The organism is Haloimpatiens lingqiaonensis (assembly GCF_901447495.1).
Classification (GTDB): domain Bacteria; phylum Bacillota; class Clostridia; order Clostridiales; family Clostridiaceae; genus Haloimpatiens; species Haloimpatiens lingqiaonensis.
Genome location: NZ_CABDWS010000015.1, coordinates 14,951 through 39,247, shown reverse-complemented (window position 1 = coordinate 39,247; position 24,297 = coordinate 14,951). Strand labels below are relative to the sequence as shown.

At 30.7% G+C, this 24,297-nt stretch carries 28 protein-coding genes; 25 read left to right on the top strand and 3 right to left on the bottom strand.

Annotation, left to right across the window (positions count from 1 at the left end; translation table 11 throughout):
- Positions 1-14 precede the first annotated feature (14 nt).
- The 13 genes from rpmH (at position 15) to FGK85_RS04640 (ending at position 10,536) form a co-directional block, all read left to right on the top strand.
- Entirely contained in the window at positions 15-149 is a 135-nt protein-coding gene (rpmH, locus tag FGK85_RS04700; protein ID WP_138204214.1) for a 50S ribosomal protein L34, read from the top strand.
- 53 nt (positions 150-202) lie between these two features.
- A complete protein-coding gene (gene rnpA / locus FGK85_RS04695) occupies positions 203-571 on the top strand; it encodes a ribonuclease P protein component (RefSeq protein ID WP_138204212.1) in 369 nt (122 codons plus the stop codon).
- Positions 543-752, top strand: coding sequence for a membrane protein insertion efficiency factor YidD (gene yidD, locus FGK85_RS04690; protein ID WP_138204209.1), 210 nt, complete (start codon positions 543-545; stop codon positions 750-752). The genes rnpA and yidD overlap by 29 nt, the downstream gene beginning before the upstream one ends.
- Before the next feature lie 24 nt (positions 753-776).
- Positions 777-1,454, top strand: coding sequence for a membrane protein insertase YidC (gene yidC / locus FGK85_RS04685; RefSeq protein ID WP_138204207.1), 678 nt, complete (start codon positions 777-779; stop codon positions 1,452-1,454).
- Between the two features lie 36 nt (positions 1,455-1,490).
- Positions 1,491-2,117 (top strand): RNA-binding cell elongation regulator Jag/EloR, encoded by a 627-nt coding sequence (gene jag / locus FGK85_RS04680; RefSeq protein ID WP_138204205.1) that lies wholly within the window; start codon positions 1,491-1,493, stop codon positions 2,115-2,117.
- Positions 2,118-2,363: 246 nt separating this feature from the next.
- Entirely contained in the window at positions 2,364-3,743 is a 1,380-nt protein-coding gene (gene mnmE, locus FGK85_RS04675) for a tRNA uridine-5-carboxymethylaminomethyl(34) synthesis GTPase MnmE (RefSeq protein ID WP_138204203.1), read from the top strand.
- 8 nt (positions 3,744-3,751) lie between these two features.
- Positions 3,752-5,632, top strand: coding sequence for a tRNA uridine-5-carboxymethylaminomethyl(34) synthesis enzyme MnmG (gene mnmG, locus FGK85_RS04670; RefSeq protein ID WP_138204230.1), 1,881 nt, complete (start codon positions 3,752-3,754; stop codon positions 5,630-5,632).
- Positions 5,633-5,652: 20 nt separating this feature from the next.
- Positions 5,653-6,372: a 16S rRNA (guanine(527)-N(7))-methyltransferase RsmG gene (gene rsmG / locus FGK85_RS04665; RefSeq protein WP_138204201.1), complete on the top strand. Its 720-nt coding sequence runs from the start codon at positions 5,653-5,655 to the stop codon at positions 6,370-6,372.
- A gap of 197 nt (positions 6,373-6,569) precedes the next feature.
- Positions 6,570-7,349 (top strand): nucleoid occlusion protein, encoded by a 780-nt coding sequence (gene noc, locus FGK85_RS04660; RefSeq protein WP_138204199.1) that lies wholly within the window; start codon positions 6,570-6,572, stop codon positions 7,347-7,349.
- Positions 7,350-7,573: 224 nt separating this feature from the next.
- Positions 7,574-8,347, top strand: coding sequence for a ParA family protein (locus FGK85_RS04655; RefSeq protein WP_138204197.1), 774 nt, complete (start codon positions 7,574-7,576; stop codon positions 8,345-8,347).
- 178 nt (positions 8,348-8,525) lie between these two features.
- The gene (locus tag FGK85_RS04650; RefSeq protein ID WP_138204195.1) at positions 8,526-9,392 is read left to right on the top strand and encodes a ParB/RepB/Spo0J family partition protein; all 867 of its coding nucleotides are present in this window, start codon (positions 8,526-8,528) and stop codon (positions 9,390-9,392) included.
- Between the two features lie 174 nt (positions 9,393-9,566).
- Complete coding sequence (locus tag FGK85_RS04645) at positions 9,567-10,076, top strand: DUF4446 family protein (RefSeq protein ID WP_138204193.1); 510 nt, start codon at positions 9,567-9,569, stop codon at positions 10,074-10,076.
- 208 nt (positions 10,077-10,284) lie between these two features.
- Positions 10,285-10,536, top strand: a complete 252-nt coding sequence (locus FGK85_RS04640) for a YkuS family protein (RefSeq protein WP_138204191.1) — start codon at positions 10,285-10,287, stop codon at positions 10,534-10,536.
- A gap of 558 nt (positions 10,537-11,094) precedes the next feature.
- Here FGK85_RS04640 and yyaC read toward each other — a convergent pair.
- From yyaC to FGK85_RS04625, 3 genes are all read right to left on the bottom strand, one after another.
- Complete coding sequence (gene yyaC, locus FGK85_RS04635) at positions 11,095-11,685, bottom strand: spore protease YyaC (protein ID WP_138204189.1); 591 nt, start codon at positions 11,683-11,685, stop codon at positions 11,095-11,097.
- A gap of 50 nt (positions 11,686-11,735) precedes the next feature.
- Positions 11,736-12,788, bottom strand: coding sequence for a sporulation integral membrane protein YtvI (gene ytvI, locus FGK85_RS04630; protein WP_138204187.1), 1,053 nt, complete (start codon positions 12,786-12,788; stop codon positions 11,736-11,738).
- Between the two features lie 69 nt (positions 12,789-12,857).
- Entirely contained in the window at positions 12,858-14,012 is a 1,155-nt protein-coding gene (locus FGK85_RS04625) for an aminotransferase class V-fold PLP-dependent enzyme (protein ID WP_138204185.1), read from the bottom strand.
- Positions 14,013-14,253: 241 nt separating this feature from the next.
- Here FGK85_RS04625 and yedF point away from each other — a divergent pair, with 241 nt between their 5' ends.
- From yedF to FGK85_RS04565, 12 genes are all read left to right on the top strand, one after another.
- Entirely contained in the window at positions 14,254-14,847 is a 594-nt protein-coding gene (gene yedF, locus FGK85_RS04620; RefSeq protein WP_138204183.1) for a sulfurtransferase-like selenium metabolism protein YedF, read from the top strand.
- Between the two features lie 89 nt (positions 14,848-14,936).
- The gene (locus FGK85_RS04615) at positions 14,937-15,185 is read left to right on the top strand and encodes a putative Se/S carrier protein (protein WP_138204181.1); all 249 of its coding nucleotides are present in this window, start codon (positions 14,937-14,939) and stop codon (positions 15,183-15,185) included.
- A gap of 421 nt (positions 15,186-15,606) precedes the next feature.
- Positions 15,607-15,801, top strand: a complete 195-nt coding sequence (locus FGK85_RS04610) for a DUF951 domain-containing protein (RefSeq protein ID WP_138204179.1) — start codon at positions 15,607-15,609, stop codon at positions 15,799-15,801.
- 110 nt (positions 15,802-15,911) lie between these two features.
- Entirely contained in the window at positions 15,912-16,199 is a 288-nt protein-coding gene (gene rpsF / locus FGK85_RS04605) for a 30S ribosomal protein S6 (protein ID WP_138204177.1), read from the top strand.
- Positions 16,200-16,210: 11 nt separating this feature from the next.
- The gene (locus FGK85_RS04600) at positions 16,211-16,663 is read left to right on the top strand and encodes a single-stranded DNA-binding protein (protein ID WP_138204175.1); all 453 of its coding nucleotides are present in this window, start codon (positions 16,211-16,213) and stop codon (positions 16,661-16,663) included.
- Between the two features lie 25 nt (positions 16,664-16,688).
- Positions 16,689-16,925 (top strand): 30S ribosomal protein S18, encoded by a 237-nt coding sequence (rpsR, locus tag FGK85_RS04595; protein ID WP_138204173.1) that lies wholly within the window; start codon positions 16,689-16,691, stop codon positions 16,923-16,925.
- A gap of 109 nt (positions 16,926-17,034) precedes the next feature.
- On the top strand, positions 17,035-17,352 hold the full coding sequence (locus FGK85_RS04590) for a MazG-like family protein (protein WP_138204167.1): 318 nt from the start codon (positions 17,035-17,037) through the stop codon (positions 17,350-17,352).
- 10 nt (positions 17,353-17,362) lie between these two features.
- Positions 17,363-18,349 carry a DUF2232 domain-containing protein gene (locus FGK85_RS04585; protein ID WP_138204165.1) on the top strand — a complete coding sequence of 329 codons (987 nt, stop codon included), beginning with the start codon at positions 17,363-17,365 and terminating at the stop codon, positions 18,347-18,349.
- Between the two features lie 30 nt (positions 18,350-18,379).
- Positions 18,380-20,362, top strand: coding sequence for a DHH family phosphoesterase (locus FGK85_RS04580; RefSeq protein WP_138204163.1), 1,983 nt, complete (start codon positions 18,380-18,382; stop codon positions 20,360-20,362).
- Positions 20,362-20,805 carry a 50S ribosomal protein L9 gene (rplI, locus tag FGK85_RS04575; protein ID WP_138204161.1) on the top strand — a complete coding sequence of 148 codons (444 nt, stop codon included), beginning with the start codon at positions 20,362-20,364 and terminating at the stop codon, positions 20,803-20,805. The genes FGK85_RS04580 and rplI overlap by 1 nt, the downstream gene beginning before the upstream one ends.
- A 31-nt stretch (positions 20,806-20,836) precedes the next feature.
- On the top strand, positions 20,837-22,753 hold the full coding sequence (gene lonC, locus FGK85_RS04570) for a Lon family ATP-dependent protease (protein WP_138204159.1): 1,917 nt from the start codon (positions 20,837-20,839) through the stop codon (positions 22,751-22,753).
- A gap of 13 nt (positions 22,754-22,766) precedes the next feature.
- Positions 22,767-24,104, top strand: coding sequence for a replicative DNA helicase (locus tag FGK85_RS04565; RefSeq protein WP_138204157.1), 1,338 nt, complete (start codon positions 22,767-22,769; stop codon positions 24,102-24,104).
- Positions 24,105-24,297 lie beyond the last annotated feature (193 nt).

The window sequence follows — 24,297 nt, the reverse complement described above, 5'->3', positions numbered from 1 at the left end:
GGAGGTGCAGTAGGATGAAAAGAACTTACCAACCAAAGAAGTTACAAAGAAAAAGAGAGCATGGTTTCAGAAAAAGAATGAGCACTAAGTCTGGAAGAAATGTTCTTCAAAGAAGAAGACTTAAAGGTAGAAAGAGATTGACAGCATAAGGGCCGCATAAGTGGCCTTTTTCTGCAACTGCAGATAAAAGGAGTAAGTTTAAATGAAACTTGAAAGTTTAAGGAAAAATGTTGAGTTTAAAACTGTATATAAAAGAGGCAAATCTTTTTCTAATAACTTATTAGTTTTATATAAGTATAAAAATAAAAAAAATGATAATACTAATAGATTAGGGATTTCAGTAAGTAAAAAGGTAGGAAATAGTGTAGTCAGAAGTAGAGTTAAGAGACTTATAAAGGAATGTTATAGATTAAACCAACAGAATTTCAATGTAGAAAACTTTGATTTAGTTATAATAGCTAGAACTAGTTGTAAAGATAGGACATATAAAGAGGTAGAAAAGGCTTTAATTAATATAATTAAGAAAGCTGGTTTATATAATAATGAAGAAAGTTCTAATTTGCATGATTAAATTTTATAGAAAATACATATCTCCATTAAAAAGACCATGCTGTAGATTTTATCCTACATGCTCCCAATACGCATTAGAGGCTATTGAAAAGTATGGGGCATTTAAGGGAGGTATTATGGCTATAAAGAGGATCTTAAAATGTCATCCTTTTCATGAGGGGGGATATGATCCTGTTAAATAATATTTAATTTTGGGAGGTTTAAAAGTGCAGTTTTTATCACAATGGTTATCTAAATTTTTTGAAATGTTGCACAGTGGATTAAATAGTTTTATACCTAATAATAATATTACATATGGTTTAGCCATAATATTATTTACGGCAATAATAAGAATAATATTGCTTCCTATAAACTATAAGCAGATAAGATCTACTGTTAAAATGAGTGAAATACAACCAGAAATGAAGAAGTTACAAGAAAAATATAAAAATAATCCTCAAAAAATGCAAGAAGAGGTTATGAAGCTTTATAAGGAAAACGGAGTAAGCCCTTTAAGTGGATGCTTACCTTTAATAATACAAATGCCAATTTTATTTGCTATGTATTATTTGTTCGCAAATCTACCTAATATAAGCGGAGTAAGTTTCTTATGGATTAAGGATTTAGGTGGAATACCATCACTTAAAGATCCACTTTCATTAATATTGCCAATAGCGTCAGGTATTACTACTTACCTTTCATCAGCTATGATGGGAATGAAAGGTGACGAAATGCAAGCAAAGCAAACATCTATTATGAATATATTTATGTCTGTGTTTATCACATATATGAGTTTAAAATTTAAAGGGGCATTAGTACTTTATTGGGTAACAAATAACTTATTCCAAATAGCTCAAACGTTAGTAATGAAGAGGAATGAGAATAAAAGTAAGCAAAATGCCTAATAATTATTTGCTATAGGAAGGCGGTGTCTTACGGTAATGAAAAGCATTGAAGTTATGGGGAAAAATGTTGAAGAAGCTATACAAAAGGGATTAAATGAACTTAAATTAACTAAGGATGAAGTTGAAGTTGAAATAATAGAAGAGGGTAGCAAAGGATTATTTGGTTTTATTGGAACTAAGGATGCTAAGGTTAAACTTACAGAAAAGAAGAATTATACAGAAGAGGCTAGAAGCTTTTTAAGAAAAGTTTTAAATGCCATGGATATAAAATCAGAGATAAGAATAAAAGATGAAGGCTCTGCTTTAAAAATAACCCTTTCAGGGCCTAATATGGGACTTATAATAGGTCATAGGGGAGAAACTTTAGATTCACTTCAATATTTAGTTAGCCTTGCTATCAATAAAGATAATGATGAGCAATATAAGAGAGTAATTTTAGATACTGAAAATTATAGATATAAAAGAGAGCAGACATTAAAAAGATTAGCAGATAAGATGGCTCAAAAGGTTAAGCAAAAGGGCAGAAGTGTTAAATTAGAACCTATGAATCCATATGAAAGAAGAGTTATTCACTCTGCACTTCAAGGTGATTCAGAAATAAAAACCTATAGTGAAGGTCAGGAACCATATAGAAGAGTAGTTATTGATTTAAAGAAAGCCTAAGGGCTTTCTTTTTATTAGGGAAGGTAAATATTAATCACTAATCCCCAGTCCCCAATTACCAGCAACAATTTTAATTATTAATTAGTGAATGGAGATTAGGGATTAGTGATAAATTAGGGAATATAACCTATATTACTGTTTAAATTTATATTGTTATTTGATAAAATTAATACAGTGTAAAAAAAGTATATTGGGCTAAAATAATAATGTTAAGTAAACATATAAAATCGGGAGGAATTTAAGAAGATGAAAGAATTTGATACCATTGCAGCTGTATCAACTAGTTTGGGTGAAGGGGGAGTTTCCATAATAAGAGTATCTGGGGATAATGCTTTGCCTATAGTAGATAGTATTTTTAAGGCTAAGAATGGTAAATCCTTAGAGGGAATGAAGACTTATACTATGAGGTATGGCTTTATTGTGGATAAGGATAGCAGGGAAGTAATTGATGAGGTAATTGTAAGTTACATGAGAGGCCCTAGAAGTTTTACTGCAGAGGATACTGTGGAAATAAATTGCCACGGTGGAGTGGTAGCTACCAATAGAGTTTTAGAGGAAACAATAAAAGCTGGTGCAAGACTTGCAGAGCGAGGAGAGTTTACAAAGAGAGCATTTTTGAATGGCAGAATAGATTTGAGTCAGGCAGAGGCTGTAATTGATATAATAAATGCTAAAACAGAACTCAGCATGAAATCAGCAATTAAACAGTCAGAAGGTATAATTTCCAAGGAAATATCGGCTATAAGGGCAGAACTTTTAGGATTAATTGCGCATATAGAGGCTACTGTTGACTATCCTGAGGACGATTTAGAAGAAGTTACATCTAAAAAAGCTAACATTCAACTTTCAACATTTATAGATGAAATAGATAGATTATTAAGCACTGCTGAAGAAGGAAAGATGTTAAAAGAAGGTATTAAGGTGGTAATAGTTGGGAAACCAAATGTAGGGAAATCTTCTCTTTTAAATGCATTACTACAGGAGAAGAGAGCTATAGTTACAGATGTACCTGGAACTACAAGGGATGTAATAGAAGAATACATAAATATAGATGGAATTCCTATAAAGTTAATTGATACGGCTGGTATAAGAGAAACAGAAAACATTGTAGAAAAGATAGGTGTGGAAAAATCCAAGGAAAAAATAGAAGAGGCAGATTTAATAATACTAATGTTGGATTTAAGCAGAAAATTAGACAGAGAAGATGAAGAAATTATAGAGTATATAAGGGATAAAAAATATATAGTTCTTTTAAATAAAAAAGATTTAAATAGACAGATGGAATCTAAAGAACTTTCAAAATTAGATTCTAAATACATCATAGATATTTCAGTAAAAACTGGAGAAGGATTGGATAATATAAAAAATTGTATAAAGCAGTTGTTCTTCAAAGGAGAAATAAAAACTGAAGATATATATGTAACTAACAATAGACATAAAGAAGCATTAATAAGATCTAAAGAAAGTTTAAGGGCGGCTATAGGAGTTTTAGAAAATGTAGAGGCTATAGATTTAGCTTCTATAGATATAAGAAATGCATGGACGGCCTTAGGGGAAATAACAGGTGATACGGTAGAAGAAGATATAATAGATAAGATTTTTGCAGAATTCTGTTTAGGAAAGTAGGGATGAACATGAGTTACCATGCAGGAGATTTTGATGTAATTGTTATAGGTGCTGGACACGCAGGGTGTGAGGCTGCTCTTGCTTCAGCAAGGCTTGGATGTAGAACATTAATAAGTGCAATAAATTTAGATAGTATCGCTCTTATGCCTTGCAATCCCAATATAGGTGGAACAGCTAAGGGACATTTGGTAAAAGAAATAGATGCCTTAGGCGGAGAAATGGGATTAAATATAGATGAAACATTTATACAATCAAGAATGCTTAATACGTCTAAGGGACCGGCAGTGCACTCCTTAAGAGCTCAAGCTGATAAAAGAAAATATTCAGAGAGAATGAAGTGGGTTTTAGAAAAAGAACCTAATATTGTTTTAAAGCAATTAGAGATAACAGGAGTAGATGTGAAGGAAGGAAAGGTACAGGGAGTATTAACTTCTAATGGAGCTTATTTTAGCTGTAAAGCTGTTATTTTAGCTTCAGGTACATATTTAAAATCTAAAATTATTGTGGGAGACGTAAGCAGAAACGAGGGCCCAAGTGGGCTTATGCCGTCCAATGAGTTATCTAAAAATCTTTTAGATTTAGGTATTTCTTTAAGAAGATTTAAAACTGGAACCCCATGCAGAGTTAATAGAAAGTCATTGGATTTTTCAAAAATGATAGAGCAGCCAGGAGATGAAAATATAGTTCCTTTTTCTTTTATGAATGATTATATTGAAAAGGATCAAGTTTCTTGTTATCTAACCTATACTAATGAAAATACTCATAAGGTTATTACAGATAACATAGACAGATCGCCTTTATATAACGGAAGTATTGAGGGGGTTGGTCCTAGATATTGTCCTTCTATAGAGGATAAGGTTATGAGGTTTAGAGATAAGGAGCAGCACCAAGTATTTATAGAACCTGAGGGAGAATTCACAGAGGAGATGTATGTAGGTGGCATGTCTAGTTCTCTTCCAGAAGATGTACAGGTTAAAATGCTTAAAACCCTTCCAGGACTTGAAAATGCTGAGGTTACAAGAATAGGATATGCTATAGAGTATGATTGTATAGATCCAACACAGTTGAAGCTTTCCTTGGAATTAAAAAATATTGATGGATTCTTTTCTGCAGGACAAGTAAATGGAAGTTCAGGATATGAAGAAGCTGCAGGTCAGGGATTAGTGGCAGGAATAAATGCTGCTCTTAAAATTAATGGTAAAGAACCTTTTATATTAAATCGTTCAGATGCATATATAGGGGTATTGATAGATGACTTAATTACTAAGGGAACTAACGAGCCCTATAGGATGATGACATCTAGATCTGAATATAGACTTATTTTAAGACAAGATAATGCAGATTTAAGATTAACTGAGGCAGGATATAAAGTTGGCCTTGTAAAAGAGGATAGATATAAAAAATATTTAGATAGAAAAGAAGCAATAGAGAAAGAAATAGAAAGAATTAAAAGTTTAAAGATAACTAATAAAAAAGAAGTAAATGAATTTTTAGAAAAATTAAATTCTGTAGAGTTAAAGAAACCTATTAGTTTATACGAATTAATAAAGAGGCCTGAGCTTAATTATTACGTAGTAGCGCCTTTAGATATAGATAGACCTAAATTACCTGAAAGTGTTAAGGAACAGGTGAATATAATTGCTAAATATGAAGGATATATTCAAAAACAAATAGAACAGGTAAATAGCTTTAAGAAAATGGAAAATAAAATTATACCTGAAAATATAGATTATAGTGAAGTAAAAGGCCTTAGAATAGAGGCTATACAAAAACTTAATAAAATAAGACCTACTAATTTAGGTCAGGCTTCAAGAATCTCAGGAGTTTCTCCAGCAGATATATCTGTTTTAATGATATACTTAGAACAATTAAAGAGAAGCAATAGATAAATGAAAAGTGAGGAAGTTAAATGGAATATTATGATATGTTAAATAATGCAGCCTTAAAAGAGAGAGTGGATTTTAACGAGGATAAATACAATAAATTCATTCTTTATAAGGATATGATAAAGGAATGGAATAAAAAGATAAATTTAACTGCCATAACAGAGGATGAAGAAATAGTAAAAAAACATTTTATAGATTCTTTCAAAATATTTAAATTTGAAAAATTGAAGGAATGTAAGAAAATAATAGATATTGGTACCGGTGCTGGATTTCCTGGTATACCTATGAAGATAGTCAAGGAAAACTTAGAGATAACTTTACTGGATTCTTTAAAGAAGAGAATAACTTTTTTAGATGAAGTTATAAATAATCTAAAATTAGAAAATGTTGAAACTATACATGGAAGAGCCGAGGATTTTGCTAAAGATAAAAAATACAGAGAGCAGTATGATGCAGTGGTTTCTAGAGCTGTAGCTAATATGACTGTATTGAGTGAATTTTGTATACCCTTTGTTAAAAAAGGTGGATATTTTGTAGCATTAAAGGGACCTGCCATAACAGAAGAATTGGAGGAGGCTCAAAAGGCTATCAAAATTCTAGGGGGCAAAATTCAACAAATAATAGAGGTAGATATAGACGGAAGTGATTTAAGACATAATTTAGTTGTGGTGAAAAAAATAAAGGAAACACCAAAAGCTTATCCAAGAAAAGCAGGAGTTGTTTCTAAAAAACCTCTAAAATAGTGTTTAGTTGAAATTTAGTATATAAAAACGTAAATGTCATAGTAGTCTATAGACATTTAAAAAAGCAATATAATGGCATAAATTGGAAAATAAAGAGAATGAAATAAAAAATATAAAAAAATTTATAAAAAAAGAAGGAATATTAATATTTCTATAGAAATGTTAATATTAGGAAAACAATAAGAGGGATGGTAGCTATGCAAAAAGATATAAATTATATACCTGTGAATTCCATAGTTCCAAATGCTTATCAGCCAAGAAAACATTTTGATCAGGAAGCTCTAGAAGAACTGGCACAATCAATGAAAGCATATGGGGTTATTCAACCAATTTCTATAAGAATATTGTCAGAAGGAAAATATGAACTTATAGCTGGGGAAAGAAGACTTAGAGCTGCTAAATTAGCTGGATTAGAAGAAATACCAGCTATAATAGTTGATATAACTGATAAAGATTCAGCAGCTATAGCACTTTTAGAAAATTTACAAAGACAAGATTTAAACTTTTTAGAAGAAGCAGAAGCTTATTATAATTTAATAAAGGATCACTCCTATACTCAAGAGCAGTTAGCAGAAGTTATAGGAAAAAAGCAATCTACCATAGCAAATAAAATAAGACTTCTTAAATTAGAACCTCAAATTAGACAAATTCTTTTAGAAAATAATTTAACAGAAAGGCATGCTAGAGCACTTTTAAAGTTGCCTTCTGAAGAGCTTAGAAATAAAGTATTAAAAGAGGTTATTCAAAAGTCTTTAAATGTAAAAAAGACAGAGGAAATAATAGAAAGAGAACTTCTTAAGTTATGCAGTGAAGAAGTAGCTGCAGATGGTAAAAAGAGAATAAAGGGAATTTTTAGTCCTAGAATTTATGTAAATACTATAAAACAAGTTTTCGATAAATATGGTATAACAGCTAATTACAAATCTAAAGAATTAGAGGATTCAATTGAAGTAACTATACGCATTCCTAAAAAGTAATAAAAAACTTAAAGATAAAATTGGTATAGAAAAATTTATATACTAATTTTATCTTTTTTTATTTTTACACTGTTTCATGAACAAAATTTACTAGCACAACGGGGGTATTAATATTATAATAGAAGTTGAAGAGAAAGTGTTAAAATTTTAGCCACCGTTAGTTACCGGTGGTAATTTAATAATGTACACTTATTTTTAAAATATAATTAAAGGTGATGAGTTTAATGAAGATTATTTGCGTTTTTAATCAAAAGGGTGGGGTTGGAAAAACCACTACCAATATAAATTTATGCTCATACTTAGCTAATAAAGGAAAAAAAATACTTACTATAGATATAGACCCTCAAGGAAATACTACTAGTGGTTTAGGTATAGATAAGAGAAACGTTGAAAGTTCAATTTATGATGTGCTAGCTGGAGAAAAGAGCATAAAAGAGGTTATAAAAAAAATAGAACTTGTTGATAATTTTTATATTGTCCCTTCTACTATGGAGTTAGCTGGAGCAGAAGTAGAATTAATAAATAAGGACAATAGAGAAAATATATTAAAAAATGCACTACAGGAATTAGATGAAAAATTTGATTATATATTCATAGATTGTCCACCATCTTTGGGATTCTTAACAATAAATGCTCTATGTGCAGCAGATAGCGTTTTGATTCCTATTCAGTGTGAATTTTATGCATTAGAAGGAGTTGGACAACTTATAAATACAGTTCAATTGGTGAAGAAATCTCTAAACAAATCTCTAGAAATAGAGGGTATTTTAATGAGCATGTATGATAGTAGAACAAAACTTAGTAACGAAGTAGTGGAAGAGGTAAAAAAATATTTTAAGGATAAAGTATATAATACTACAATACCACGAAATATAAGATTAGCAGAAGCACCTAGTTTTGGACTTCCTATATTATTATTTGATGATAAATGCAGGGGAGCAGAGGCTTACCAAAAACTAACCAAAGAATTTTTAAAAAGGCAAAAATCTAAAGCGTAGTAAAAGCTTAGGAGGAAAATTTACAATTTACGAAACTATAAAAGTAAAAAGCTAAAATCTAATAAAAAGTAAAATCATAAAAATCTAAAATTTGCTTGTTTAAGAAGTATTCAGTAGAATAAAATAGAAATTATAGAAATCTAGAGATGATTAAGTAAGAACAAAAGGGGGAAGAAGCTTGAGTAAGAAGTATGGATTAGGAAAAGGGTTAGGAGCTTTAATTCCAGAACAAGATTCTCCAGAAGAACAAAAAAAAGATGATGTTTTAAGAATTCCTTTAAATTTAATAAAAGCTAATAAAAAGCAGCCAAGAAAAAGTTTTGACGGGGATAAAATAATGGAGTTGGCTCAGTCTATAAAGCAGTATGGTATAATTCAGCCTTTGGTTTTAAAAAAAGAAGGTGAAAGTTATACAATAATAGCAGGTGAAAGACGTTGGAGAGCTGCAAAAGTTGTGGGAATTAAGGAAGTTCCAGCAGTTGTTATGAATATGCCAGAAAATGAAGTGTTAGAAGTATCTTTAATAGAAAATATACAAAGAGAAGACTTAAATCCTATAGAGGAAGCAAAGGCATATAAAAGATTAATTGAGGAATTTAAGTTAACTCAAAATGATATATCTAGCAGAATAGGAAAATCTAGAACGGCTATAGCTAACTGCATGAGACTTTTAAATCTAGATGAGAGAGTACAACAATATCTTATAGATGAAGTTATATCAGAGGGCCACGGAAGAGCATTATTACCTATAGAGGATAAGGATATTCAATATTCTTTAGCTCAAAAGATTATAGATGAAAACTTGAGTGTTAGGGAAGTAGAAAAATTAATAAGAAATGCTTCTAAAATAAAAAATGAAGCAGAAAAAGAAAAAGAAGAGTTAGAAAGCAATCCATATTATGAAGATATTAAAAATACACTAGAAGGATACTTTGGAACCAAGGTATTTATAAAAAATAATAAAAATAAAAAAGGTAAAATAGAAATTGAATATTATTCTGAGGAGGATCTTCAAAGAATAATAGATATTTTAAATATACATTAAAAAAATAAAAAATCTATAAAAGGCAACAAATATCAATGTAAAAACATTGATGTTGCAGGACAATTCACATATAATTAAAAGAAGCGTAAAACATACTAAAATATAATTTTAATGTATATTACATAAATTTTAAAAATGTTTCACGTGAAACATCAGCAGAAAGGAAGGATTCATTTGAACGTAATACTAGAGAATTTATCAGCTTTTCAACCATATATTATAGCTGCCATGGGAATTATAATATTGATATTGTTCATAATGATTTTTGTGGCATTTAAATCTATAAGTAAAATGGAGAAAAAAATTAGAAAGCTAACAAGAGGTGTAGATAATAAAAATATAGAACAGGTTATAGAAACTTATTTTGATAAGATTGATGTGAGTAAAGAAAAAGTTGACACGCTAGAAGAGAACTACAAGGTTTTAAATGAGCAGCTAAAAAATTGTGTGCAAAAGACAGCTATAAAAAGATATAAAGCTTTTGAAAATGTAGGAAGTGATTTAAGTTTTTCTATAGCACTGCTTAATGAATATAACAGTGGTATGATCATAACAGGTATATATGGAAGAGAAGATAGTGTAGTATATGCAAAGCCCATAGATAGAGGTATATCTAGATATGACCTATCTGAAGAAGAGGATGAAGTTTTAAATTCAGCCATTGGAAATAAACAGAGCTCTTAGCTTAAGATGGAGTTTTTACTCCAACTGAAGGTTAGAGATCGTTATCCAGGGACGTAGCTGCCGTTAACTGCCACTTTGTTAGAAGTGGGAGTGTTACGGCAGATAGTCATCGGATAAAACAAAATAGAAGAAATACATTAAGGCATAAAAGCATTAAAGTATAAAAACCTCCATTAAGGGAATAATATTCTTAGGGAGGTTTTTTATTATGATTGTATTTGTACCTGAGGATATGAAATATATAAGTAATGAATTAAAAAACAGAGGATATGAAGTAACAAATAATAAGGATATGCCCTGTGATATTATAATATGTGATTTAAAAAATCATGGACTTTTAGATGCTAATTTGGAAAACAACTTAAAAGCCGAAGGGACTTTAATAATTGATTCTGGCAAAAAAACTGTAGATGAAATTGATAGAATAATATTCAATAGAGTATATAGTTCTATATATTAGTTACTCAACTTTCAAATATAAATTTTAAGCACTACATTAGATGAATAAATGTTCTTAATTTAAAATTTAGAATGTAAAATAGGAATTTGTAAGTTATACCAAGTAAGAAGTAAAAAGAAGTAAGAAGTAAAAAGTAAGAAGTAAGAAGTAAGAAGTAAGAAGTAAGAAGTAAGAAGTAAAAAGGAAGAGGTAAAGATTAAGAAGTAAGAGTGAAGAATAAAACTTAAGTTGGGTTTTTATAATTAATTTATGAATAAGTAAGGAGTAATAGTTGTGGTGAAAATTCAGCTTTGCTGAATTTTTTCAGGAATTTTTACTTCTTCGAATTATTTCTGCATATTAATAGGTAAAATATTATATTGATTATTAAAAATGTTTCACGTGAAACATTTTAGTAAAATATATATTGATATGAGGTTAAAGCTCTAAGGAGCAAAAACCAATCCTTGAAATTGGTAGTATCTTACCGCTTAGAGGGTGAGTGGTTCGATTAAATATCATTGATTAAAAAAATTAATTAAATCCCTACATTGATATAATGGAGGGATTTTTGAAGTGTTATTTTGCAAAATTTTCTAAAGCCTCCTTATGTGGTTTTGGACCCCCTATGGTTTTTAAAATAGAGTGGTACAAGCCTTTTGAAATAATATCTGCTAAATTCATAACTGTATACAAACGAGTGTTTTGCAGTACCAAAAACTCTAAGCTTCCAGATATATTTACTATGCCTTTTATACTTACATTGCCAACAGGAGGTAAGTTTTTATTTAAAGCAGCACCTGGAATCAATGGCCCCTTTTCAACAATGATTTTTCCAACGTTGGAAATGCTTCCGAGAGAAGCATCAATAGCTATAATAAAGGGATCTTCTAGGGTATCTTTAATAATTCTAAGATTTTCACTTAGGTTTTTAGCATGAACAGGGTTTTCTAAATTCCCATATAGTACAACTTTATCTCGTACTAAAAATTTTAGTTTATCGCCTACTAATGGGCCTAAAGAATCACCGGTAGATCTATCAGTTCCTATACATAAAATTGCAATTTGCATTTTTGAATTTAAGGCATAAGTTATTTGTTCACTTATAATATCTCTCAGCTTAAAAATACAGTTATTTTTAGATGTATCTAAAATAATTTTATTATTCATAAAAAATACACCTCCTTTTCTAATTATTAACAAAAGGACGGTGTATTATACTATAAAACTTCAACTTTTTTTAATATATTATAAAATACCACTAAAAATATGCAGAAGAACATTCCGCCAATGCCGTTAGCCTTAAGACCTATGAATATGGCTGCTAATACAGCTACTGGATGTAAACCCAGTGAAGAAGAAACTATCTTAGGTTCTATTACTTGTCTTATTACAGAAACTATTGCATATAAAATAAGTATGCCAACTGCTCCAATATAGTTTTTAGAAAGAAAATATATTATGGCCAAAGGAATATAAATAGCTCCTATGCCTAATACCGGCAATAAATCAAAGATTCCACAAAGAACACTTAAAAGTACAGCATATTTAACTTTAAATATTAAAAAACCTATAAGCGTTTCTAAAAATGTTATAAATATAATAAATAAATAAGAAGCTATATAATTTGATAACATTTTTTTAGATTCTAATATTATGCTGTATAATCTATCGGATTTGCTTTTTGGCAAAAGGTCAAATATTTTATTTTTTGCTGCGGAAAGATCTTTGGTGAAAAAGTATGTTGAAAGCAAGGTAAATAGTATTACCATAATAGTATAAGGTATTTTAGCTAAAAATATTAAAAATAAAGAAAGAGCCTTTTTTGTAAATGCCATTGTAAGATTCAGGCTTTTTGATGTAAAACTCGAAAGATTTTTTTCTATAGTAGATGCTATAGAAGGATCTAAATGATGATAGTTGGTTTGTAAATTATTAAAAAAGCCCATTATCTTATTTGAGTTTTTATTAATATAACTTTGAATATTTTTTCCTAATTCAATACTCTCTGAGGTTAAGGAAGTAATTCCTAAAGAAAGCAAGGTTATAATTATGGCAAAAAATATTATAGTTACTATTAATGAAGAGATCCAAGATTTTATTTTGAATTTTCTAGTTAAAAATTTTACGGGTTTTTGTAATAAAATAGCGAATAGTATACCTAAAACAAAAGGAAGAGTATAGCCTAGGGTTGAGAAAAATAGTATAAAAATAAGGGTATATGCCACTATGAAAACAATAGTTCTATCAAGTTTCTCTAGTAAGCTATTCAATTTATCACATCCTTTTTATAATTTTGCTTATTAACTTCCTTTCCACTGTAGAGCCTCTGTAAGTACGTATTATATTCTTTTTATAACTTTGTTTATACAGCTTAAAGCATAGTCTACATCTTTTTCATCATTAAATATGCCAAAACTAAATCTAATAGTACCACTTGGATAAGTTCCTATAGTCTTATGGGCTAAAGGTGCACAGTGTAATCCAGTTCTTGTAATTATGCCGAATTCACTGTCTAAAATAAATCCTAATTCTGCATTATCTATTTTTGATGAATTTATTGATATGGTGGAGGTTCTTGCAGAAGAATCCATTGTACCATAAACTTTTATACTATCTATGTTTAGGGCTCCATTTATAAATTTTTGGCATAATTCTTCTTCATATTCTCTTATATATTTAAGTCCCTTTTCATTTATGAAATTAATACCCGCAAGAAGTCCCGCAATACCTGGAGTATTCATAGTGCCGCTTTCAAATTTATCAGGTAAAAAATCTGGCTGAATAACATTGGAAGATACGCTGCCAGTGCCGCCCTCTATAAATGGTTTAGTAATATTGTTCAATTCATCATCAATTATAAATCCGCCGATGCCTTGAGGTCCTAATAGGCTCTTATGCCCTGTAAATGCTAAGGCACTGCAATTTAATTTTTTAAAATCTAAATCTAAAACTCCAGCAGTTTGAGCTGAGTCTATTATTAAGTAAATTTCTTTTTCTTTACATATACGCCCAATTTCTTCTAGTGGTTGAATAGTTCCTATTATGTTAGAAGCGTGGGATAAAACAACTAATTTAGTATTATCTTCTATAGCCCTTTTAAAATCGTCTATATTTATTAAACCTTCTTCAGAACAATCCAATATGGTAAGGTTAATATCACCTTTTTCTTTAAGAGCAGAAAGAGGTCTTAAAGTAGCGTTATGATCCATTGAAGAGGTTATTACATGCCAACCCTTTTTTACTACTCCCTTTATTAAGGTATTTAGGGAGTGGGTTATATTTGAAGTAAAAATTACATTTTCCACATTTGGGAAGTTAAAAAGATTAGCAATAGCTTCTCTACATTGGAAAACCACCCTGTTTCCAGCTAAAGAAGAGGAAGATGCACCTCTGCCAGGGTTAGAGCCAACTTGTGTCATATACGTCATTATAGAAGATACTACAGTATCTGGTTTTGGAAAGGTTGTAGCCGCATTATCTAAGTAAACTTTCATTTGATAAACCTCCATGATTTTTATATATTTAAATTATCAATAATAAATACAATATCTATTGCAATTCATAATAGATATTTGAATGTATGTAAAAATTAAAAATAAGTTATAAATCTTTGATATAATAAAAACTGAACGATTAATGATAAGTATACCATAATTATAGTTTAAATTAGGAAGTAAATACAACAGCATTAACACTATTTAAAATAAATATGTTTATATTTTAGGAGGGATTCATATGGCAAAGGTAATAGATTGTAAAGGCTTGAATTGTCCAATACCAGTTGTAAGTACAAAGAAATATTTTGATTCAATAGAAAGTGGAGAAGCTACTACTATAGTTGATAATGAAGTGGCTAAAAATAATGTGATGAAATTTGCACAAAATAACGGATTTGAAGCTAACGTGGAAGAAAAAGAAGGACTTTACTATGTAAATATAAAAAAGGGTGAAGGATGCTCCGAATGTAAAGGTGAGAGTGAAGGAAATAAAAATACTAAATTTACTATAGCTATAATGGATGACAAGTTAGGTAATGGACATGAGGATTTAGGAAAAATATTAATAAAAAGTTATTTATTTGCTCTTTCAGAAGCAGATGTTATTCCTACAGATTTAATATTTGTCAATGCGGGAGTAAAGTTAACAGTAGAAGGATCAGAAGTTTTAGAGAGCTTAGATAAATTAAAAGAAAGAGGAGTTAAAATTCAAGTTTGTGGAACATGTCTTGACTTCTATAAAATCAAAGAAGAACTAAAGATAGGTGAAATAAGCAATATGTATTCAATTGTTGAAACTATGAATACATCAGATAAAATTGTAAAATTATAAAATACCTATATATAAAAGCATATACAAAAGGGCATAACTAAATTATAATTATATTTGGTTACATTATATATGATATAGGGTGATAAAATATGGATAAATATTATGTTGTAACTTTTCAAAATACTCATGAAGCTATGAATGGAGAAAAGGTTGCAAAAGAAAATGAAGTAAAGGTTCAAGTAATTCCAACACCAACATATATAACTAAAAGTTGCGGTATAAGTTTAAAAGTAACAGAAGGTTATATAGGAAGTATAAAGACATTAGCAGAGGAAAAGAAAATCAATATTAAGAATATATACTTAAAAGATGGTGGAAAAGTGGAAATTATAATGTAGTTATATTTATAAAAAACTTTAAAAAGAAGACTTAATCATTTATATGTAGTATAATGAGTAAGTCTTTTTGCGTTCCTAAGGAATAAGGGAATTAAAATTAATTTCCATGTAAATGGTATCTAGTGGGTGATATGAAGAGTATTTCGGTTTAAATCTAACTAGAGAAGGTTTATAATAGGGATATTCTAAATTCACCAATAAAGGGTTTCACTAAGGTGTTTAATATTATTAAGGGATTTTAATATAAATACATATTTGGTATGATATGATTATAGGTAATATGGTCAATAAGGTATTATAAAAAATCTTCGGTGTTTTTAAGAAAGGTAGACTGCTGGTTACTGGTAGGTAATAAAGTTAGTAATAACATTTTCATTAATAGATTTACAGCTGATAAAACTTATAATAAGGGGTGGAAAAAATGAAGGATTTTGATATTGGGTACATAGTAGAAATGAAAAAAGGTCATCCTTGTGGAGCTAATCAGTGGGAAATAGTCAGAATGGGAGCAGATATAAAAATAAAGTGCGTGAAATGCGGCAGAATAGTCATGATACCTCGAAGTAAATTTGAAAAGAATATGAAGAGGGTATTAGAGGAGTGTAAAAATTCCTAAAATAAACACTTGCTTTTTAGTTATGCCAGTGTTAAAATATATTGATGTAATCCCTGCTGTAATACATTAAGATATTACAGCCGTTAGTCCGGAGGGAGGAGGTGAACGTAATGAGAAAATATGAAACTCTATTTATATTACACCCATCATTAGATGAAGAGGCTCTTAATGCTAACATTGAGAAATTCAAAGGTGTTATAGAAAATGGTGGAGGACAAATCGATAACGTTGACGTTTGGGGTAAGAGAAAGCTTGCTTACGAAATCGCAAAAGTTAACGAAGGAACATATGTCCTAATCAACTTCTCTGCAGATACTGATCTACCAAAAGAATTAGACAGAAACTTCAGAATTGCTGACAGTGTTATAAGACACTTAATAACTAATCAAGAAAACTAGGTGGTGTTTTGATGAATAAGGTTGTATTAATCGGAAGACTCACAAAAGACCCAGAGCTTAAATTTATCCAGGGTTCAGGCACAGCAGTTGCTAATTTTTCAATTGCTGTAGATAGAAGAATTAAAAGTCCTGGGCAACCAGAAGCGGATTTTATTCCAATTGTGGTATGGGGTAAACAAGCAGAATCAACTGCTAACTATATGAGCAAAGGAAAGCTTATAGGAATTAGCGGAAGAATTCAAACAAGAAGCTACGAAGCTAAAGATGGTACTAGAAGATATATCACTGAGGTTGTAGCTGAAGAAGTCCAATTCCTTGAATGGGGAAATGGAAATAAGTCATCAATGTCAGGCAACAATTCTGAGTATAATGGATCTTTTGATAATTTTCCGATGGAAGAGTCAAAAGAACAAAGTTTTGATGAGGATATAACTCCTATGGATGATGAGGATATCCCGTTCTAATTTAAAAGGTAAGGAGGTATTGGAGATGGCAAACGAACGTAAAAAAATGAAAAGAAGAAGAAAAAAAGTTTGTACTTTCTGTGCTGATAAAGCAAAAGTTATAGACTACAAAGATATCAATACTCTTAAAAAGTACATAACAGAAAGAGGAAAGATACTTCCAAGAAGAATTTCTGGAAACTGTGCTAAACATCAAAGAGAATTGACAATTGCTATAAAGAGATCAAGAAATATAGCATTACTACCATTTACTACTGAATAGTAAAGAAATAAAGCAACACCTTTTTGGTGTTGCTTTTTATTTTAAAGTTGCATAAATATGAGGAAATAACTAAAATATAATATATAGGTGGGAAAGGGGATGGTATGCTATGAAAAAGGGAGATTTTAATATAATGTCAAATATTAAAATCATAGAAAGTTTAAAGGCTGATTTATTATGTGTTATAGGACAGTTTTTTAAGCTTCTAACCAAGGGAAGCAACGTGGCACAAAATGCTATTTTAAACTGCATTTCAGGGGCTATAATATTATTATACGTAATTGGCGATAGACTTGGATATTCTTTTATAACTATAGACGAAGAGATAAAAGATAAATTAAAATTGGGTATAATAGAAGAAGATGAAGTAGAAAAAGACGGAAAGGATTTAAGTAGACTATACAGTCATTTAAAAAAGAGAGAATAGTGGAGGTAATATGAAAAATAAAAATTTAAGTACAAAATCCTTAGTTGAAGCAGCTTTACTTAGTGTGTTAATAGTTATAGCTACAGCAGCCAATTTATATTTGCCATTTTTCGAATTTGTGGGAGTTGTAGTGGTACCTCTAATAGTCAGTATATTATTTATAAGACATGATTTAAAAGTAACCATAATGGCTGTAATTTGCAGCTTTATATGTATAATATTAATAGGTAATGTATGGGCAGCCTTTGTATTTATATTTTTAGATTTTCTTCCAGGGGTAGCCTTAGGATACTGTATAAAAAATAAAAAAACAGGAATATATACTTTATTAATTACAGCAATTGCCTATATAATTGGAATAACATTGGCATTTATTTTAGCAAACAAATTTATTTTTACTGTGGATTTCAATGCATTAGTGGAAGAGGCTGTAAAAACATATAATAGTAAGATGAAAACAGTTTTTGAGCAATATAAGCAACTTGGACTAAGGGAGGATAAGATTTTAGAGTTGCAAAATAGAATGCCTAAATTAACAAAAGAATTAATACTTTACACTCTTCCAGGATATATGATGGTTACAACTATGATATTTTCCTTTTTAAACTATATAGTAGCAACTAATATATTGGATAAATTAAACATTCAAGTTAGAAAGATAGAAAAATTTACCACATGGCATATAGATAATAAAATAGCTGCTATAACTATAGGACTTATGGCCATTGGAGTAATAATGAAATCAAAGCAAATACCAGGGGGCCAATATATAATATACACTGTGTATATTGTAGGTGGTTTTATATTCTTTGTGGCAGGACTATCCTTAATGGTTTATCTATTAAAAGAAAGGTATAAAATATCCAAATCCATGTTGATTTTAATAATAATACTTACTTTTATTTTTAATGTTAGTAGCATTTATTTTATAATGGGTATTATAGATAGCATAACTAACTTGAGAAAGTTAATGGGAAATTTCCAAGGAAATAAGTAAGTTTTAATAATAAAAAATTGAGGGGTAAATATGAAAGATAAAGGTAAAAATTCTATTGGCAATTTTAGATTACAGATAGGTATAATATTATTTTTATCCTGTGTAATATTTTTTTATAATAAAATATTGGGTGTAGTAATTTTTGTTGGTTACTCTCTTATAACTATTTTAAATCAAAGAAGCAGCAAGGTTAAAAAAGATGAGTGGAGTGAAATTGAAAAGTTTTCTTCTAAATTAGATATAGCAAGTCAAAATAATTTAGTGAAAATGCCCTATCCCCTTATAATAGCTAGTGGAAAGGGAAGTATACTGTGGTATAATCAAAAATTTCATGACATATTAAAAGAGAGAAAAATATTAGGAGAGGATATTAAAAATATATCTAAAGAAATAGATATTTTGAAATTTTTAAATGGAACAGAGAAAATTACATTTGTACCTATACAGGAAAAGTTTTATGATATTAGTGCTAATATAGTGGCTATAAATGAAGAAAGTGAAAATCCGGATAAAGTTGTTCTGCTATATTTTATAGATACAACAGAAAAATATGAATTATTAAAAGATATAGAAGAAAATAAAGTTTCTATAATGTTAATAGAGGTGGATAATTTAGATGAAGTAGTTAAGACTACAGAGGAAGATAAAAGACCTCTTTTGGTGGCAGAAATAGAGAGAAGTATAAATAGCTATGCACAAAACTTAAATGCCATGATAGAAAAGAAATCCCAAAACAAATATGTTTTAGCTGTAGAGGATAAATATATCCATATGGAAATGGATAAGAAATTTGATATACTAGATCATGTGAGGGATTTGGATATAGGAAACAAATTATCAGCAACTTTAAGCATAGGGGTTGGCATTAATGGAGATACTCCCCTTGAAAATCATAAATATGCCGCTGCTGCTAAGGAATTAGCTCTAGGAAGAGGTGGCGATCAGGTAGTAGTTAAAAATAGAGATAGGCTTAATTTTTACGGTGGAAAAACCCAAGAGTTTGAAAAGAGAACCAAGGTACGTGCAAGAGTTATAGCCCATGCTTTAGTAGAGCTTATAAATGAAAGTAGCAATATTATTATAATGGGACATGTGAACCCAGATATGGATGTACTAGGTGCTGGCATAGGAATAAATGCCGCTTGTAGAATGCTTAAAAAGAAATGCAATATTGTTATTGATGATGTTAACAATGGCATCAAAATAATATACAATAGGGTTAAGGAGCTTAAGGATTATGAAGATACATTTATAAGTTCTGAAAGTGCTAAAAAATTAATAGAAGATAATACTCTTTTAGTATTAGTAGATGTACATGGTATAGACTACGTACAGAACAAGGATATCGTTAATAAGTGCAAAAAAAGAGTTATAGTAGACCATCATAGGAAAGGCCCTAATTATATAGAAAAAACTATTTTAAGTTACATTGAGGTATATGCTTCATCCACATCGGAACTGGTAACAGAAATGCTTCAGTACATGGTGGATAATCCAAAGCTCAAAGTAGAAGAAGCAGAGGCTTTACTGGCAGGTATTTGTGTTGATACCAAAAACTTTTATTTTAAGACGGGGGTTAGGACCTTTGAGGCAGCGGCTTTCTTAAGAAGGCTTGGAGCAGATACAATAGATATTAAAAAGGTGTTTTCTAATGATTTAGATAGGTATTTAAAAAGAGCAGAAATTATAAAGTCTGCTGAAGTTGAAAACAATGTGGCGGTAGCTACATGTCCAAAGGATATAAAAGATCCTATAGTAGCAGCACAGGCTGCTGATGAATTATTAAATATAACTAATATAGAGGCTTCTTTTGTGCTCATAGAAATTAATAATGATATACTTATAAGTGGAAGGTCCTTAGGTGATATAAATGTTCAAGTAATACTAGAAAAGCTTGGCGGTGGTGGTCATATCACTATGGCAGGAGCTAGAATTAAAGATAGTACTATAGATAGGGTTTGTGAATTATTAAAAGAAGAAATAGGTGAATACTTAAAGGAGAGTGACAAATAATGAAAGTTATTTTATTAAAAGATGTAAAGGGATTGGGAAAAAGCGGCAATGTGGTAAATACTTCTGATGGATATGCAAGAAATTACTTATTTCCAAAGAATTTAGCAAAGGAAGCTACTGACGGTAATGTTAAGGAATTAAATTTAAGACAAGAAGCCGAAAGAAAGAAAAAAACTGAAGAAATTCAAAAGGCTCAAAAATTAGCTGCAGAATTAAAAGGAAAAGAAGTTAAGATTGTAGCTAAAGCTGGTGAAGGCGGAAGATTATTTGGAGCTATTACAAGTAAGGATATAGCTGATGTTATGAATAAACAATACCATACAGACATAGACAAGAAAAAGATAGTTTCAGATACAATAAAACAAGAAGGGGTATATGAAGTAGAAGTTAAAGTATACCCTGAGGTATCAACAAAAATAAAGGTAGTTGTGACTTCAAACTAGTAAACACCGAAGGGAGGAACATCTTCTTTTTATGAAGGTGGAACGTGAATTGAACAAAGAAATTGATAAAAGCGAAGTAATGGAATTTAAATTTGGCATATCTCTAAAGGAACATATAGATGTACTAGAGGAAATCATGAGAAATTCCTTTGAAAAAGGTACTATAAGAGCTAGAATAGTAAAGCATAAATTAGATAAGTTCATAAAGAGCAAAAATCAATATGAAAGATTATATGCAATAAACAAAATAGTTACTGATGGAAAAGGTATAGATGTAGTGCCTGATGACAATAATATTAGAGAGATTTTGGATAAGACAGAAGATAATATTTCAGAAGTTTTAGCCAAGAGATATGTGCAAAATCAAATAGAGAAAGAAATAGAGAGACTTCTAGTTGAAAAGCAAGATAAGTTTATGGATGAAATGAGAATGAGCATAATCAAGAAGAAAAAAGGCCCAGAAAACTCAAAAACCATAAGCAAATACGAACATTTAAAGAAATTAGATGAGAAGAATATATCTAAAAGTGTTCAAACTTTGTTAAGACCAGAGAGCTTTTCAGAGATAGTTGGACAAGAGAGAGCTATAAAGTCTTTAATGTCAAAAATAGCATCACCTTATCCTCAACATGTTATTTTATATGGACCTCCAGGGGTAGGTAAAACTACTGCTGCAAGATTAGCTCTTGAAGAGGCTAAAAAACTTAGATACACACCATTTAGCAAAGAAGCTAAGTTTATTGAAGTGGACGGAACTACTTTAAGATGGGATCCTAGAGAGATAACTAATCCACTTTTAGGCTCAGTTCATGATCCTATATATCAGGGCAGTAAGAGAGATTTAGCTGAAACAGGAATTCCAGAGCCAAAACCAGGCCTTGTTACAGAGGCACATGGTGGAGTTCTTTTTATAGATGAAATAGGAGAACTTGATAATATACTTCAAAATAAACTTTTAAAGGTTTTAGAGGACAAAAGAGTTGAATTTTCATCTGCTTATTATGATCCAGATGATGAAAGTACTCCAAAGTACATAAAGTATTTATTTGAAAACGGAGCTCCAGCGGATTTTGTTCTTATAGGGGCTACCACTAGGGAACCTGGAGAAATTAATCCAGCGTTAAGATCTAGATGTGTAGAGGTATATTTTGAGCCATTAAACTCAAAGGATATAGAGGACATAGTTTGCAATGCAGCTAATAAGTTAGATGTGCAATTAGAAGACGGAGTGGCAAGCTTAATAAGCAGATACACTATAGAGGGAAGAAAGGCTGTAAATATACTTTCTGATGCCTATGGATATGTGCTTTACAATAAGAAAGAAAATAAAAATAAAGATGGCAAGGTTATTATAACTATAAAAGATATAGAGGATGTAATATCTATAGGAAGGCTTATACCATATGAAAAAACTGCGGATTTAAATAGATCCGAGGTTGGTCATGTAAATGGACTTGGAGTAGCTGGATATATTGGTTCTGTTATAGAAATAGAAGCAGCTGTATTTGAAGCTAGAGAAAAGGGAAAAGGAACTATAAGATTTAATGATACAGCAGGTTCCATGGCTAAGGATTCAGTATTTAATGCAGCTTCTGTTATAAGAAAAATAACAGACAAAGATATAAGAGATTATGACATACATGTAAATGCCATAGGTGGGGGAAAAATTGACGGACCTTCAGCAGGAGCAGCTATAACTGTATGTATAATAAGTGCTCTTTTAAACAAGCCTATAAGACAAGATATAGCAATCACAGGAGAAATATCTCTTAGGGGTAATGTGAAGCCTGTAGGTGGTATATTTGAAAAGATATTTGGTGCAAGAAGAAAAGGTATAAAACAGGTTATAGTGCCTAAGGATAATGAAAATGAAGTGCCAACAGGACTTACTGATATTGACGTTAGAACTGTAGAAAATATAGAAGAACTATTAAAAATTGTGTTTTAAGGAGAAATGATATATGGAGATGCCTCTTAGGAGTTTACCTCATAATATAGAAGCGGAACAGGCAGTTATAGGTTCCATGTTTATAGATAAGGCTGCCATAGCTGAGGCCACTGAAACATTAAATGCAGAGGATTTCTATAAGGACCATCACAAGGTGCTTTTTGGAGCAATATATCACTTATTTCAACAGGATACACCTGTAGATATGATAACCTTGATAGAACATCTGAGAGCTAGTGGAAACTTAGAGGAGTGTGGGGGTATATCTTATATAAGTGAAATAAGTAACTCCGTACCTACTACAGCTAACTTGACTTCACATGTAAAAATAGTCAAGGATAAATCAATTTTAAGAAAGCTTATACAGTCTTCTACTGAAATAATAGAAGAGAGCTATAAGAACAGTGGAGCTGTAGAAAATGTAATAGATTTAGCAGAAAGAAGAATATTTAACATTGCAGAAAATAGAACTACCAGTGATTTTGAACCTATGAACACAGTATTAGAAAGAGGATTTTTAGAAATAGAAAGACTTTTTAATAATAAGGGAGAGATAACAGGGGTTCCTACAGGATTTCCTGAATTAGATGGCAAAACTTCAGGATTTCAAAGGGGAGATATGATCCTAATAGCTGCAAGACCTTCCATGGGAAAAACTACTTTTGCTCTTAACATAGCTCAATACGCAGCATTAAGAGGGGGCAAAAGTGTAGCTATATTCTCTCTAGAAATGTCTAAGGAACAGCTGGCATATAAGCTTTTATGTGCAGAAGCCAATGTGGATATGCTGAAACTTAGAACGGGAGATTTAGAGGACAAGGATTGGGAAAACATAGCTAAGGCATCAGGCCCTTTGGCAGCTGCAAATATATATATAGATGATACAGCTGGGGTTTCAGTTATGGAAATGAGATCTAAATGCAGAAGACTTAAACTGGAACATGGAATAGATCTTATTGTAATAGACTACTTGCAGCTTATGAGTGGAAGTAGTGGAAGTGAAAGCAGACAGCAGGAGGTTTCAGAGATTTCTAGATCTATAAAAGCCCTGGCAAAAGAGATGAAGTGCCCAGTTATAGCACTATCACAGTTATCACGTGCTCCGGAGCAAAGAGCTGACCACAGGCCAATGCTTTCAGACCTTAGAGAATCTGGGTCTATAGAGCAGGACGCAGACGTAGTTATGTTTCTTTATAGAGATGAATACTACAATAAGGAAACAGAGGACAAAAATGTGGCAGAATGTATAATAGCAAAGCAAAGAAACGGTCCAACAGGTACTGTTAAATTAGGATGGCTTGGACAATACAGTAAATTTGCAAGGCTAGATATAATACATCAAGAGCAATAATTAAATTTATCCGATGACTACCTGCCGTAACACTCCCACTTCTAACAAAGTGGGAGATAACGGAAGCTACGTCCCTGGATAACGAGCTCTAACCTTCAGTTGGAGTAAAAACTCCATCTGAAGGTTAGAGCTCTGTTTATAACTGCGAAAGCTGAATATATAATTATTTACTACAATCAATAGGATGAAGGGA

Excerpts from the sequence above, each read along its gene's own strand:
- yidD (WP_138204209.1), top strand. The coding sequence starts at position 543 with ATGAAGAAAGTTCTAATTTGCATGATTAAATTTTATAGAAAATACATA.
- mnmG (WP_138204230.1), top strand. The coding sequence starts at position 3,752 with ATGAGTTACCATGCAGGAGATTTTGATGTAATTGTTATAGGTGCTGGA.
- FGK85_RS04590 (WP_138204167.1), top strand. The coding sequence starts at position 17,035 with ATGAAAAAGGGAGATTTTAATATAATGTCAAATATTAAAATCATAGAA.
- mnmE (WP_138204203.1), top strand. The coding sequence starts at position 2,364 with ATGAAAGAATTTGATACCATTGCAGCTGTATCAACTAGTTTGGGTGAA.
- rplI (WP_138204161.1), top strand. The coding sequence starts at position 20,362 with ATGAAAGTTATTTTATTAAAAGATGTAAAGGGATTGGGAAAAAGCGGC.
- FGK85_RS04585 (WP_138204165.1), top strand. The coding sequence starts at position 17,363 with ATGAAAAATAAAAATTTAAGTACAAAATCCTTAGTTGAAGCAGCTTTA.
- yedF (WP_138204183.1), top strand. The coding sequence starts at position 14,254 with ATGGCAAAGGTAATAGATTGTAAAGGCTTGAATTGTCCAATACCAGTT.
- lonC (WP_138204159.1), top strand. The coding sequence starts at position 20,837 with ATGAAGGTGGAACGTGAATTGAACAAAGAAATTGATAAAAGCGAAGTA.
- FGK85_RS04610 (WP_138204179.1), top strand. The coding sequence starts at position 15,607 with ATGAAGGATTTTGATATTGGGTACATAGTAGAAATGAAAAAAGGTCAT.
- FGK85_RS04640 (WP_138204191.1), top strand. The coding sequence starts at position 10,285 with ATGATTGTATTTGTACCTGAGGATATGAAATATATAAGTAATGAATTA.
- rsmG (WP_138204201.1), top strand. The coding sequence starts at position 5,653 with ATGGAATATTATGATATGTTAAATAATGCAGCCTTAAAAGAGAGAGTG.
- rnpA (WP_138204212.1), top strand. The coding sequence starts at position 203 with ATGAAACTTGAAAGTTTAAGGAAAAATGTTGAGTTTAAAACTGTATAT.
- FGK85_RS04615 (WP_138204181.1), top strand. The coding sequence starts at position 14,937 with ATGGATAAATATTATGTTGTAACTTTTCAAAATACTCATGAAGCTATG.
- noc (WP_138204199.1), top strand. The coding sequence starts at position 6,570 with ATGCAAAAAGATATAAATTATATACCTGTGAATTCCATAGTTCCAAAT.
- FGK85_RS04565 (WP_138204157.1), top strand. The coding sequence starts at position 22,767 with ATGGAGATGCCTCTTAGGAGTTTACCTCATAATATAGAAGCGGAACAG.
- FGK85_RS04580 (WP_138204163.1), top strand. The coding sequence starts at position 18,380 with ATGAAAGATAAAGGTAAAAATTCTATTGGCAATTTTAGATTACAGATA.
- rpmH (WP_138204214.1), top strand. The coding sequence starts at position 15 with ATGAAAAGAACTTACCAACCAAAGAAGTTACAAAGAAAAAGAGAGCAT.
- FGK85_RS04625 (WP_138204185.1), bottom strand. The coding sequence starts at position 14,012 with ATGAAAGTTTACTTAGATAATGCGGCTACAACCTTTCCAAAACCAGAT.
- yyaC (WP_138204189.1), bottom strand. The coding sequence starts at position 11,685 with ATGAATAATAAAATTATTTTAGATACATCTAAAAATAACTGTATTTTT.
- rpsR (WP_138204173.1), top strand. The coding sequence starts at position 16,689 with ATGGCAAACGAACGTAAAAAAATGAAAAGAAGAAGAAAAAAAGTTTGT.
- rpsF (WP_138204177.1), top strand. The coding sequence starts at position 15,912 with ATGAGAAAATATGAAACTCTATTTATATTACACCCATCATTAGATGAA.
- FGK85_RS04600 (WP_138204175.1), top strand. The coding sequence starts at position 16,211 with ATGAATAAGGTTGTATTAATCGGAAGACTCACAAAAGACCCAGAGCTT.
- FGK85_RS04655 (WP_138204197.1), top strand. The coding sequence starts at position 7,574 with ATGAAGATTATTTGCGTTTTTAATCAAAAGGGTGGGGTTGGAAAAACC.
- jag (WP_138204205.1), top strand. The coding sequence starts at position 1,491 with ATGAAAAGCATTGAAGTTATGGGGAAAAATGTTGAAGAAGCTATACAA.